We start from the raw sequence: 13,039 nt of genomic DNA, 5'->3' as shown, positions 1-13,039 counted from the left end.
GCACCCACACATCCAAGACGAATGCATCCGGTAAAAAATGTCCGTTTTGGTTGAATGATTCTATGCTGATATTACGCAGTGACAGTCAGGGTAGACGCACTCATGAAATCAGGCCTCCCCCACAAGCAAAAAAACGGCACGGTGCCCAATTTGCCGGCGATGCTCGCTGCCCGCTGGAGCCTGCCATTTTGAGTTCCGGAGACAAACTCTTCGGGCGCCTGCTCAACCGCCATCCGCCACCGGACGCGCTGGCCACCCGGAGCCCGCAAAGTGTCGGCTTGCAGATGCATCTGAACGCCGAAGGTCGAGTGATTCATCTGACCGGCCCGCTGCGGCATGTGCTAGCACAGCAGACGCCCACCGCGCAGATTCCGCATCTGCTCGACTTCCTCTTGCCTCACAGCAGCCTCGTTGTCGACGGTTCACCCGCCGAGTGGTTGGGACAAAGCCTGGATCTGGACTTCTACAGCCTCAGCGGCCAACCCCTGCACCTGCGCGGCTGGGTCCAGCCATTGGCGGATGCCTGGCTGTTGCAGTTGCTGGACATCGGCGACTTGTTGCTTGAACGCCGACAATCGCGCAGCCGCGAACAATGCCAGTTGCTCGCGACGCAGATGGGTGAACAGTTGCGCCTGTGCAGCCTGGCACGTCTGCCCGAGGTGCTGATGGAACAACTGCAGGGCCTGGCCCAGCGTTATCAAATCCCATGCATCGCGGTGGCCTTGCTCGATGAACAGGAAGAGGGCTGGCAGATTCATCAGCATTACGCTGCGTCCGGTGCGCCCGAGCTCTGGCAAATCGGCCAGCGCCTGGGCACGGGCCTCGACAGTTTGAGCGGCTCTGCGCCGCAACTCCTGTCGCCCGGTCAACATCCACGCTTGCAAGGCACCTTCGGTCATTCCGAGGGATTCGCGGTGCCTTATCATGATGCTCAGGGGGTGGTTGCCTGGTTACTGTGTGGCATCTACCCGGTGCAACAGCGGGCACCCGACCTCAGCGAACGCGACTGGTTGCAACTCACCGCCGCGCTCGCGGCCCCGTTGCTGGAGCGTTTGCGCGAGCACCGGCACCATCTGCAGCTGGAACGGCTGGAGTCGCTGCAAAGTTTGCTCGGTACCGGATGGTGGGAGGTTTTCAGCGACAGTGGCGAGGTGCAATTGGCGCCGTCGCTGGCCAGTACCCTGAACCTGCTGAGTGCCCGTTTGCCGCTGCAAGACTGGCTTGATCAAGTGCATCCCGCCGATCGCGACGAGCTGAACAGTCGCCTGCAAGACCTGCAGGACGACGGCACCCCTTTGTTGCTGTGCGTGCGTCTGGCACAGGCACCGATCTGGTATCGCCTGCAAGGCCAGGCACTGGGTATCGGCAAAAACCGGCGGCTGGCGGGCTTTATGCTCGACATCACCGAAGCGACACTGGCCGCCGAGCAGGTAAAACAGAGCGAAGAGCGCTATCGGAGTCTGGTGGAGGATTCACCGGCGATGATCTGTCGTTACTGCCCGGACCTGACCCTGAGCTTTGGCAACCGTCCGTTGGCGACGTATCTTGAATGCCGGCCCGAACAACTGCCGGGGGTGAATCTGGGCAGCTGGATGACGCAAGAGCAGCGCGAAACGTTCCTCCAGCGGCTTAGCCAGCTGAGCCCGGAGTTCCCGGTCAGTACTGCGCAAATCAACTTGCAACTGCCCGGCCGGGAACGCGCGTGGTGGGTCTGGTCGGATCGCGGGGTGTTCGATGCGCAGGGGCGCTTGCTGGAAGTTCAGGCCGTGGGCCACGTCAACCCCGAAGTCCGGCAGGCCTAGCAGCCACTCACCCTCCAGACCAACACCCATCAAATGTGGGAGTGGGCTTGCTCGCGAAGGCGGCTGTCCAGTCAATATTGATGTGCCAGACAGATTGCATTCGCGAGCAAGTCGGATCGCGCACCGCCGCTCCCACAGTGGTTTTGCGGTGACTATTTTGGTGGATAGTTGGCCAATATCCGCCCGACCGTTTCGCGTATCGCCGTGCTGCGATCCGAAGGATTCGGTGTGCGGCTGAGCATTTGCTCGTCACTGCCGCGCCACACCAGTTTGCCGTCCTTGCCATCGAGCAGGTCGACCTGGATGGTGGCGACCTTGTAGGCAACCAGGCGGGTTTCGTTGTACATCGGCCCGCCCCAGTAGCCGTTCCATGGATTACCCCAACCACCGCCGTAGTTAGTGGTCACCTGTTGTTGTCGTTCTTCGACGATCAGGTAGGTCTGCACATTCAAATCACCCTTGCCACCGGCGGCAGGACGCAAACCTCGCTGGTCCAACTGATCGGAAACCGCCTGGCGAATGCGTTGTTCGGTCAGGTCGCTCTTGATCCGTGGGTCATCAGGGCGATATTGCAGGACGGGTTCTTTCCAGCTCCAGCTGCGATAAGCGGCGAAGTCACGGCTGGAGTCGAAGTCATGATTGACCTGGTTGGCGGCGCAGGCACTGAGCAGCGCGGCCACTGCCAGTAAAACAAGACGGCGGAGCATGATGATTCTCCGGTTGAAGACATGAACCAGCGAAGGCTTCTTTTTACACAGGCCTAACTAGGAGGATACGCCGACATCGCCTTTTCTACAGCCTCCCGTATCGCATCGGCGCGCTCGCTCTGGCTGCCCCGGTTGCTGGTTTCAGCGCTGGCGCTCCAGACCGGTTGACCGCTTTGCGCGTCGAACAGATCCACCCGTACCACCACGACCTGCTCCTGATAAGTCCGCACGATGGGCACCGTGTTGTACATGCCGTAACCGCTGCCGTAGCGGTTGTAACCGCCATAACCGCCGCCGTAATAACCATAGTCGTCGCGAACCTGACGCATGCGGGTTTCCAGGTGCAGATCGGCGCTGACAAACAGGTCTGCCGGGCGATTGTCGTGTAGCGGGCGCAAGCCGCGTTGATCTAGGGCATTGCTGACGGCTTCGGCGACCTGCGTCGAATCCGCCCAGGCGGTGCCCGGTGGCAGGCGCCCGTTGAGCCAGGCCCAGCTGCGGTAACGCCCGTAGTCACGGGGCGCCGCCGGGTAAGCGCTGCGGTCGAAGGTGCTGGCCGCCTGAGGCGGCGCCGGTGGCAAGGGATTGGATGTCGCCACATAAGGGTTGCTGCCCTGACAGGCCGCCAACCCCAGACAGATCACCAGTAACCCTGAACGACTTTTCATTTCGCGCTCCGATCAGACCGGCCGACAGATCCAATGCAAGTAACGCCCAAGCCCGGCGAAGCTTGGGTGGCGACGGTGGGCCAGCTCCATTTCCAGCAAGTCCACCAGTTCGGCGCGGGCCTGGAATTCCACGGGCATGTAGTCGTGAAAAACACGCACCCCGCTCTGTGTTTCGACCTGCCACAAACCCTCAAGTTGCGCCGCCAGTTCACGTGGGTCCAGGGGCTGCTGCGGGGTCAGGCTCTGCTTCTCGCCGGCCATGTCGTTCTTGCGCATCTTGCGGAAGTGGCCCTTGAGCAAATTGCGGTAAATCAATGCATCGCGGTTGTAGAAGGCCAGGGACAACCAGCCATCTTTTGTCGTGAGTTGATGCAAAACCGGGAGGATGGCGTGGGGTTCGGCCAGCCATTCCAGCACGGCATGACACAACACCAGATCGTAGGGTTCGGTGAGCTGGCCGAGCAGATCCTGCCACGGTGCCTGAATGAAAGTCGCCGTCTGCCCGGCCTCGGCGAAGCGCTGGCGGGCGCCTTCAAGCATTGGTTCGGCGGGCTCGGCCAGCGTGACCTGATGGCCGCGCTGGGCCAGCCACAACGACATGTGGCCCAGGCCGGCGCCGATATCCAGTACCCGCAGCGGGCGGTCCGGCAGGGTTTCGGCCAGGTCGGCCTGAAGCACGGCCAGGCGGATAGCGCCTTTGGCACCACCATAGATTTTTTCCGCGAAACGGGTCGCCAGTTGATCGAAATGACGGTCGCCCATCAGTTGAACCTCCGTTCGCTATCCGCGAGTTTGCTGCGCACGACTTCATTCATGTCCAACCCCAACTCGCTGCACAGCAGCAATAAATAGAGCACGATGTCGCCGACTTCCTGCCCGGCGTGGGCGAGTTTGTCCGCCGGCAGCTGTCGGGACTGGTCTTCGGTCAGCCACTGGAAAATCTCCACCAGCTCGGACATTTCCACGCTCGCGGCCATGGCCAGGTTTTTCGGGCTGTGAAATTGCCGCCAGTCATTGCGGTCACGGATGGCGTGCAGGCGTTCGGTCAGTTCAACAAGGTTCATCGGGCTCTCCTGAAGGCGTATAGCTTCGGGGGGATGAAGAGTGAAGGCAAGTGACAACGGTTGAGCGGCGGGAGGGTTTTTTGTGGGAGCGGGCTTGCTCGCGAAGACCTGGTGTGAGGCGACATCAATATTGACTGATCAGCCGCCTTCGCGAGCAAGCCCGCTCCCACAGGTGCAATGCAACCCTCTATGCTTGTAGGGAACTCGCCACCTCGATCCATGGCCCAAGGCTCAGACCCGGCAACCACGCCGTCATTTTCATCAAGGACGCCCACATGCAGGTAGAAAGTTTTTTTGAATGGCTCGGCCAGGCACTCGGTTCGATCATCCGCTTCATCGTCGATGGCCTCAGCGGTCTGTTCAATCTGCTGAGCCATGCCGGCAGCAATTTTGTCGAAGGTTTGTCCCGTGCGCTGGGCATGGACACGTCGATCATCAGCATCCTGGCGTTGATCCTGGGGCTGATCCTGTTGTGGTCGGCGATTCGGGCGTTCATGAATGCGTCGATCATCATGGGGATTATCTGGTTGCTGTTGGGATTGTGGCTGCTGAGCTGGATCATTCACTAACACCACCCGCTCCCACAATGGATCGCTGCAGATTCCGAATGTGTCGCTACAATGCCCGCTCCCCAAGGAGCCTGCATGTCCAACCTGATCGCCGACTGGCGCGACCGCCCGACCCATCGTCGGGTCTGGGCGCTCGCCGCGCCCATGATTCTCTCGAACATTTCCGTGCCGCTGGTGGCGCTGGTCGACAGTACCGTCATCGGTCACCTGCCCCACGCCCATCAGTTGGGCGCCGTCGCAGTCGGGGCCAGCCTTTACACCTTTCTCGCCTGGGCCATGGGGTTCCTGCGCATGGGTTCCACCGGCTTCGCCGCACAGGCTGCCGGGCGCGGGGATGGCGCGGCACTGCGGCAGATTTTATTGCAGGGGCTGTTGCTGGCGATGGGGCTGGCCATTGTATTGGGCGCCTTGGGCGTACCGTTGAGCGGCGTCGCGCTGCACCTCATGCAACCCTCGGCAGAACTGGATCAGCTGACCCGCGAATTTTTCCACACCCGTCTGTTCGGTCTGCCGGCCGCGCTGGCCAGTTATGCGTTGGTCGGCTGGTTCCTCGGCACGCAGAACGCCCGGGCGCCGCTGGCGATTCTGCTCAGCACCAACCTGGTCAACATTGCCTTGAATTTGTGGTTCGTGATCGGTCTCGACTGGGGCGTGGTCGGCTCGGCACGGGCGTCGGTAATCGCCGAATGGACCGGCGCGCTGATCGGCCTGCTGATGACCCGCAAAGCCCTGCGCGCCTACCCCGGCCACATCGCCTGGGCCGCGTTGGCGCTGTGGCAGAGCTGGCGGCCACTGTTGGCGGTCAACCGCGACATTTTCATCCGCAGCCTGGTGCTGCAATCGGTGTTTTTCCTGATCACCGTGCAGGGTGCGCGGCTGGGGGATGCCACCGTCGCCGCCAACGCGCTGCTGCTCAACGGCTTGCTGCTGACCGCCCACGCACTTGATGGATTGGCCCATGCCGTGGAAGCCCTCTGCGGACATGCCATCGGCGCACGCGACCGGAATGCACTGCGCCGCTCATTGGTGGTGGCCTGCGGTTGGTCATTGCTGGCGAGCCTGGGCTTCGCCGTATTGTTCCTGTTCGCCGGGCATCTGTTTATCGAGATGCAGACCGACATCCAGAGCGTACGCGACACCGCGTTCATCTACCTGCCCTACCTCGCCGCGCTGCCGTTGATTGCGGTCTGGAGTTACCTGCTCGACGGGCTGTTCATCGGTGCCACCCGCGCCCGGGAAATGCGCAACGGCATGCTGCTGACGCTGATTCTCCTGCTGCCATTCGCCTGGGCGCTGCAAGGTTTGGGCAACCATGGGCTGTGGATAACCTTCCTGTTGTTCATGATGCTGCGCAGCCTGACCCTTGGCGTATTCGCCTGGTTGCTGCGCATGAACGACGGTTGGTTTACCGGCAAAGTTCACTGAGTCGTGTCAGGGCTGATCGTTCTGCCACCGGTTGCGCAGGCTGTCGAGACGCTCCTGCTGGGTCAGGCCCGGCAACGGTTGCACGGGCAGCACAGCGGCGGGATGCTGCAAGCGCAGCCATAACCAGCTATCGAGCACCGGGCGTTCGCTGAACCCCAGCGCCAGCCCTTCCTGCACATGGGACCAGAGCGTGTTGTAATCGGTCCCGGTGGCGTTGCTCCAGCGCCAGGTGTGCTGTTCCAGCAGGCAGGTTTGCAGTTTTTCCTGCTGATGCGGGCTGAGGTTTTCCTCCTCCGCCAAGGGGCTGACGGCAAGTCGCGGATTGATCAGTTGTTGCCAGCCCTGACTGCCGATGGCGCGGTCGGCCCAGGTGCCACCGAACCAGCGCAGCTGACTGATCGGCCCCAGCCAGCGGCTCAGCTCCAGCGCATCGCAGGCATCGAAAAAATAACTGGCGGTGTGCGGGTTGTAGTAACTCAACAGCGCCCGATGATGCAGGCCGACAGTGACCGTGAGCATGCGGCGCAGATGCGCCAGCAACTGCGACGACGATGCCTCGCTGACCATCAACAAGCCACGCCAGACCTGCGCTTCGCTGTGGCACAGCCCGGTCAGTGCCGGACATGTCCGAAGGTCGACCAGCACCGGGCCTTGTGGGTGCAAGGCATGCAACGCCGTGCCTTCGAACAACCAGAACCAGCGGGCCTGCGCATACTGCTGCTGCAGCGTCGCAGCCGCTTGTGGCGCACCAGGCACATCGAGCAACAGCCATTGCGGGGCCGCGACGATCATGCCGCACCGCTCTGGCCAAGCCGCATCGCCACGCGACAGGTGCAAAGCGCCTGCGAACAATGACTGAAGCTGCCGCCACCGGGCAGCAGACACAGCAGCATCAAGGGTTCGCCCGATTGCAGCCATCCAGGCAAACCCTCGACGGACGCGAGTGTCTCGGTCGCGTGCACTTCAGGCGGTTCGACCGGCGCCGGAAGGTGAAGAAACCCGGTGATCAGTGGCTGATCCGGATCGCCCTCGATGAAGCTCACCACCACTTCGGTGCCCTCACTCAACTGCGAAACCGCAGCCCCGCCGAGTTCCGTCGCCAATGGCAGCCAACAATGGCTGGGTGTCGCGCCCTCGCCCTGATAGAGCCAGTCAAATTGCACGGCAACCGGCCTGGCCGGGTCAGGTCGTTCTTCATCCACGTCCACCACCCAGGCCCGTTGCAGGCTGTGCATCCTGGGTTTCACTACCGAATGTGGCGAGACGAAAGGCTTCTCCCAATGGACCGCGCGAATCCGGTTGCGGTAGGGAGTGACCAGGCCCTGGCTCCCCTGATGCTCGATATGGGTCAACAGCCAGAGATGATTCCACTCACCGATCGGATGGTCAGCCAGCGGCATCAGTTGGCCACTGCGCAGTGTCATCAGGTCCGTATGACCTTCGGCAAGCTGCGCAGCGCTATCAGCACAACCCTTAAGCTCGAACTGACGCACCGCCGGTTGCTCGCTCTCGACCTGGAACACCGCACTGTCGCCGAGGCGAAAATGCCCCTGACTATCACCGAAGACCACGCAGTGCCCGCGCGCACCGTGCTCGAAGTGATAATGAAGCCGTTCCTGGGCGCACAAGCGCTGGAGAAATTGCAGATCCGATTCCCGGTACTGCGTGCAGAAATCACGGGGAGGGTAATCGCCATACAGCTCGAAACGCCGATCCTCGCCAGCAATGCCGTGTTCCCTGAGTACCTGGCTGAGAATCTCCGGCACCGAGCGGGCGCTGAAGATTCGCTGGCTGAAGCGCTGGGCAAGGCAAGCCAGCTTCGGCCCCAGACGCACATGGCAAAGCCTGACAGTCGGGCCATGATCACGCTGGACGAGTTCGTGCAATTGCCCATGGACGGTGTTTCCCGCAGGCCCGAAATGCAAAACGGCCGAGCGGTACAGCAGGCTGGAAAGATCGAGCGTCGGGTCATCGATCAGCAGATCCACGTCGAACACGAACGGCTCGCTGATGGCTTCTCTACCGGTAAAGGCCAGGACCTCAAAAGTGTCGGACAGACCTGCTACATCCAGACGAAAAGAAGGCTCGTTGACGGGATCGAACATCGGCGATTCTCTACAGGAGGAGCGGCCGGGGATTCTCGCTGAGAGACAAGGCCGAGTAGAGTGCCGAAGTACAACTTAGGAAATGGCCTACGCGAAAAGAGGACCATCTGGCCTGGATAGCCGGGAACGTGGGGTGTTTCGCTTGAAAAAAGAGAGTCACCGCACCAGGTTGTCTGAAATTTCCGCAGCGTGCGGAACATTTTCAGACAACCTGATGGCAGCGACGACTTACCTCAAGAAGACAGGTAAGACGAACGGGTCAGGCCCAGACGCAAGGCATCGAGGAACTGAGTGCGCTCGGCCGCAGTGATGCGGGCACTGGCGCACTTGTCGCGGTAGTGGGTCATCAGCTCTTCCGGCGACAAGTGCACGTAACGCAGCATGTCTTCGATGGTGTCGTGGGTTTCGATACCCGCGTGGTACACGCTGCCGTCGGCATTCTGGTAGATGTTCACCGAGTCGGTGTCACCGAACAGGTTGTGCATGTCGCCAAGGATTTCCTGGTAAGCGCCGACCAGGAAGATACCCAGCAGGTAGTCTTCACCCTCGTTCAAACCGTGAACCGGAAGGCTGGTTTCGATGCTCTGCTCGTCGACGTATTGCTTGATCTTGCCGTCGGAGTCGCAGGTCAAGTCTTGCAGCACAGCACGGCGCAGCGGCTCTTCGTCGAGACGGTGCAGCGGCAGGATCGGCAGGACCTGGCCGATGGCCCAGGTGTCCGGCAGGCTTTGGAATACCGAGAAGTTGCAGATGTACTTGTCGGCCAGCTTGTCGTTGAGTTCGTCGAGCACCTGACGGTGCGAACGCTGACGGGCCTTCAACGAGTTGTGCAGGCGACGGCACACGGCGAAGTAGCATTGCTCGGCCAGGGCTTTTTCCGCCAGGGTCAGCTTGCCATCGGCGTATTGAGTCGCCACGTCGCTCATGTAGTGAGTGGCGCGCCAGTAGGTTTCGGTGACCATTTCGATATCGGTCGGACCGAGCAGGTCAACCAGCCACTGCACGGTTTCCGGCAGCTCTTCCTTGTTCTCGATCTTCGGCACGTCGTCGTTGTGTTTCTCGACGTCGGTCACCTGCACCACCAGCATGGCGTGGTGGGCGGTCAGGGAACGGCCGCTCTCGGAGAAAATGTTCGGGTGCGGCAGGCTCTGTGCGTCGCAGAATTCCTTGAGCATCCCGACCACGACACCGGCGTAGTCGTCCATGTCGTAGTTGATCGAGCTGGCGTTGCGCGAGTGAGTACCGTCGTAGTCCACGCCCAAACCGCCACCGACGTCGATGTGATCCACCGGCAGGCCGAGGTTGCGCAGTTCGCCGTAGTAACGAATCGCTTCCTTGAAGCCGTGCTGGTAGTCCGCCAGGTTGGCGATCTGCGAACCCATGTGAAAGTGCAGCAGACGAATGCCTTGGTCTAGACCCGCGGCACGGAAACGCTCGACCACCGACAGCAATTGCGCCGCCGACAGACCGAACTTGGATTTCTCCCCGCCGGTGTCGGCCCACTTGCTCGACGCCAGGGACGACAGGCGCACCCGCAGGCCGACCTGAGGCTTGACCTTCAGCGACGCGGCTTCTTCGATCACCAGCTCAACTTCGGATTCTTTCTCGATCACGATGAACACGTTGTGACCCAGCTTCTGGCCCATCAGCGCCAGACGGATGAACTCGCGGTCCTTGTAACCGTTGCAGACGATGGTGCCGCCCTTCGGCGCCAATGCCAGCACCGCCAGCAGCTCAGGCTTGGAGCCGGCTTCCAGGCCGATGGACACATCCTGGGTGGCAATGATGTTCTCGATCACCGCTTCTTGCTGGTTCACCTTGATCGGGTACAGCGCGGTGTACTTGCTCTGGTATTCCAGACGCTCGATGTTCGCATCGAAAGCACCGGTCAACTGGCGCACGCGGTCTTGCAGGATGTCAGGGAAACGCACCAGCAGGGGCAAGGACAAACCGCTTTTGCGCAGCTGGTCGACTTGCTCGAACAGGTCGATAGGCGAACTGGTCGGACCGTTCGGACGAACTTCGACGCGACCGGCGTCATTGATCGCGAAATACCCGGCCCCCCAATGGCGAATCCCGTAAACACTGCGGCTGTCCGCAACTGTCCATTGGCTGCCATCGTCTTTGCGTGTGCGTCGTACGGACATTGAAGTCCCCTATAAAGAAGTCATAGAGCGTCGCCTGGGTTCAGGCCGGCGCAGTCTAAAGAATGAAAATGACGGTTCGTCAACGAGGGGGTAGACCTCGCCGACAGCAGTGAGTTTAGAAACCGGTCATGAACAGGCTCTGTGAAAACCATGTAGACGACGCCAGACCTGGATGCAATCAGGGCTGGATCAAGCCGAGGGTGGTTTTCACAGAGGCTGCTAGCCGCCGGACTTCTTCGCTTTGAAACCGTGTTTGATCAGCTCGGCCAAGAGTAGCTCGACATGATCGCCCTGGATTTCGATGATCCCGTCTTTCAACGCCCCGCCGGTGCCGCAACGTTTCTTCAACGTGGTCGCCAGGTCCTTGAGCGCGTCTTCGGCCAACGGCACGCCGGTGATGGTCGTCACCGTCTTGCCGCCACGGCCCTTGCTTTCGCGACGCACGCGAGCAATGCCGTCGCCGGCCGGGATAACGGTCTGTTTGCAGATGCAGGCATCCACCGGTTTACTGCAATCCGGGCAATGACGACCTGCGTCGGTGGAAAATACCAGGCCACCAAGGGCGGCGAAGGATGCGGCTTTTTTGGCCACCGGCAATCCTCTTGGGAGGACAAAGACTGGTCGATGTGGGCAAGTGCCATCGACCGCGAAGCCCCACTCAGGCAGGGGCAGCGCTACTGACCGGACGCCTCTACAAAAAGGAGTGCCCGTTCAGCTTGAAAAGGTCGCGCAGTGTAACGGCAAAAAGCCGACTTGCTAAGAGCCAATCGGCGGCAATTTAAGCCTCTTTTGCGACGTCCTCGCCACGTGCCCGAAGATAGCGCTTCAATGCAGCCAATGAGTCCGGGCAGTAAGGCTTCTGCTGGATTTCCAGCATGACCTGATCGATGGGGATAAAGCGGGCTTCGAGGACTTCCTCCGGTTGCAGGATCAACGGGCCGTCCCACACCGCAGAAAACGCCGAACACCACAGGCGATTGCCCGTATCTTCGAAGAAGAAATGATCATGGGCGGTCAGTTCCACACCGCTCACGCCCAGCTCTTCTTCCAGCTCCCGGGCGGCCGATTCAGCATAAGTTTCGCTGGCGAGCACCATGCCTCCCGCCGCCACGTCCCAAAAACCTGGGTAAATCGCTTTGCTCAAGGTACGCCGATGCACGCAGAGTTCACCGGCGGAGTTGAACAGCATGATGTAGGTGCCACGCCCGATCAGCCCACGCTCGCGCAGGTCGGAACGGATCAGGGCGCCGAGCAGGTTGTCCTGCTCGTCGACCCAGGCAATCTGTTCGGCATCCGAGGCCGCGCGATGAGCGGCCTCTTTGGCGTTATCAACCATGACTCAGCCCTGATTGAGTAACTGACGCAAATCGATCACCGCGGCATTGGCCCGGGAAATGTAGTTGGCCATGACCAGCGAGTGGTTGGCCAGCACACCGAAACCGCTGCCGTTGAGGATCATCGGGCTCCACACTGGTTCTTGCGAGGCTTCCAGTTCACGAATGATCTGGCGCACGCTGACCGTGGCGTTCTTCTTGGCCAGCACATCGGCGAAGTCGACTTCAATGGCACGCAGCAGATGGGACAAGGCCCAGGCCTGACCGCGGGCTTCATAGAACACGTTGTCGATCTGCATCCACGGGGTTTCGACGATTTCTTCGTCAACCTGCGGTACCTGGCCCGGGGCCACGACTTCGGTTTTCAACGCGGTGTTGAGCTTGACCCGGCCAACACTGGCCGACAGCCGTTGCGACAGCGAACCCAGACGGGTCCCGACATCACCCAGCCAGTTGTTGAGGTTGTCGGCGCGGGCATAGAACAGCGCGCTCTTCTGGCTCGGATCGGACAGGCGCGCCTGATAACGGCTCAGGGAATTGATGCCTTCCTGATATTCGGACTCACTGGACGGCAGCACCCAGCTTTTATTGTCGAAGTTGAAACGCGGCTCGGCCTTGGCCAGGTCGGCGTCTTCAGTGGACTGCGACTGGGAGCGGGCGAAGTCTTTACGCAACGCACGGCTTAAATCGCGAACCTGGACGAGCACGCCATATTCCCAACTCGGCGTGTTATCCATCCACAGGCCCGGCGGGAAACGGTCGTTGGAAATATAGCCACCCGGTTTGGCCAACAACGTACCGGCGACGGTCTTGAGGGTTTCCACCGTGGTGTACCCGATGACCATCTGCTTGCCTTCTTTCTCGGCCGCGACCTGGGCATTTTGCTGAACCGGGAACAAATCTGGCTCCTGGCTCCAATACCAGCCCAGCGCAATCGCCACCAGCAAGTAAAGGCCGATCAGAGTGGCCAGCGCCCGGCTGAACAACAGGCCGCCAACGTAACTGCGGGTGGCCGATTTCGGTTCAGCGGCACGTTCAGGCGCGCTGCCCGCGCGGTTCTTCCAGTCCAGCATGGCGATATCCTTTCAATCACTTGAGTTCATCGGTTCGACCACAACCCTACGCCATCGTGCCTCGTTTGCCGCGCATTAAATCCTGCGTGAAGCGGTGAGCCACACAATGACCACGATCGAGCGGCCACTATAAATGAAGCACAGC

12 protein-coding genes and 1 pseudogene are annotated in these 13,039 nt (G+C 60.8%); 3 read left to right on the top strand and 10 right to left on the bottom strand.

Annotated features, from left to right (window positions below; genetic code table 11):
* Positions 1-188: 188 nt before the first annotated feature.
* Positions 189-1,799, top strand: a pseudogene (locus tag ACA055_RS03165) (PAS domain-containing protein); the annotation flags it as partial.
* A gap of 155 nt (positions 1,800-1,954) precedes the next feature.
* On the opposite strand, the gene ACA055_RS03160 reads toward ACA055_RS03165, so the two are convergent.
* From ACA055_RS03160 to ACA055_RS03145, 4 genes are read right to left on the bottom strand one after another with little or no spacing between them, the layout of a single operon-like run.
* Entirely contained in the window at positions 1,955-2,509 is a 555-nt protein-coding gene (locus tag ACA055_RS03160) for a DUF4136 domain-containing protein (RefSeq protein ID WP_497682324.1), read from the bottom strand.
* 53 nt (positions 2,510-2,562) lie between these two features.
* On the bottom strand, positions 2,563-3,177 hold the full coding sequence (locus ACA055_RS03155) for a DUF4136 domain-containing protein (RefSeq protein ID WP_497682323.1): 615 nt from the start codon (positions 3,175-3,177) through the stop codon (positions 2,563-2,565).
* A 12-nt stretch (positions 3,178-3,189) separates the two neighbouring features.
* Positions 3,190-3,939 (bottom strand): methyltransferase domain-containing protein, encoded by a 750-nt coding sequence (locus tag ACA055_RS03150; RefSeq protein ID WP_497682322.1) that lies wholly within the window; start codon positions 3,937-3,939, stop codon positions 3,190-3,192.
* On the bottom strand, positions 3,939-4,241 hold the full coding sequence (locus ACA055_RS03145; protein ID WP_135294881.1) for a MazG-like family protein: 303 nt from the start codon (positions 4,239-4,241) through the stop codon (positions 3,939-3,941). The genes ACA055_RS03150 and ACA055_RS03145 overlap by 1 nt, the downstream gene beginning before the upstream one ends.
* Before the next feature lie 275 nt (positions 4,242-4,516).
* On the opposite strand from ACA055_RS03145, the gene ACA055_RS03140 reads away from it, so the two are divergent.
* Both ACA055_RS03140 and ACA055_RS03135 read left to right on the top strand, forming a co-directional pair.
* Positions 4,517-4,810 (top strand): hypothetical protein, encoded by a 294-nt coding sequence (locus ACA055_RS03140; protein ID WP_497682321.1) that lies wholly within the window; start codon positions 4,517-4,519, stop codon positions 4,808-4,810.
* A gap of 75 nt (positions 4,811-4,885) precedes the next feature.
* Positions 4,886-6,235: an MATE family efflux transporter gene (locus ACA055_RS03135; protein WP_497682320.1), complete on the top strand. Its 1,350-nt coding sequence runs from the start codon at positions 4,886-4,888 to the stop codon at positions 6,233-6,235.
* A 6-nt stretch (positions 6,236-6,241) separates the two neighbouring features.
* Here ACA055_RS03135 and ACA055_RS03130 read toward each other — a convergent pair whose 3' ends face one another.
* From ACA055_RS03130 to ACA055_RS03105, 6 genes are all read right to left on the bottom strand, one after another.
* Positions 6,242-7,027, bottom strand: coding sequence for a DUF4123 domain-containing protein (locus tag ACA055_RS03130; RefSeq protein ID WP_497682319.1), 786 nt, complete (start codon positions 7,025-7,027; stop codon positions 6,242-6,244).
* The gene (locus tag ACA055_RS03125) at positions 7,024-8,340 is read right to left on the bottom strand and encodes a contractile injection system protein, VgrG/Pvc8 family (protein WP_497682318.1); all 1,317 of its coding nucleotides are present in this window, start codon (positions 8,338-8,340) and stop codon (positions 7,024-7,026) included. The genes ACA055_RS03130 and ACA055_RS03125 overlap by 4 nt, the downstream gene beginning before the upstream one ends.
* Positions 8,341-8,573: 233 nt before the next feature.
* On the bottom strand, positions 8,574-10,487 hold the full coding sequence (gene speA, locus ACA055_RS03120) for an arginine decarboxylase (RefSeq protein ID WP_497297247.1): 1,914 nt from the start codon (positions 10,485-10,487) through the stop codon (positions 8,574-8,576).
* Between the two features lie 219 nt (positions 10,488-10,706).
* A complete protein-coding gene (locus ACA055_RS03115) occupies positions 10,707-11,078 on the bottom strand; it encodes a translation initiation factor Sui1 (RefSeq protein ID WP_033059567.1) in 372 nt (123 codons plus the stop codon).
* 187 nt (positions 11,079-11,265) lie between these two features.
* The gene (locus ACA055_RS03110; protein WP_497682317.1) at positions 11,266-11,823 is read right to left on the bottom strand and encodes an NUDIX hydrolase; all 558 of its coding nucleotides are present in this window, start codon (positions 11,821-11,823) and stop codon (positions 11,266-11,268) included.
* 3 nt (positions 11,824-11,826) lie between these two features.
* Positions 11,827-12,894, bottom strand: a complete 1,068-nt coding sequence (locus ACA055_RS03105; protein ID WP_497682316.1) for a DUF2333 family protein — start codon at positions 12,892-12,894, stop codon at positions 11,827-11,829.
* Positions 12,895-13,039 lie beyond the last annotated feature (145 nt).

The sequence above is a fragment of the Pseudomonas sp. LBUM1657 genome (assembly GCF_059716075.1).
The sequence above is the reverse complement of the archived record's forward strand: the minus strand, read 5'-3'. Positions and strand labels throughout refer to the sequence as shown.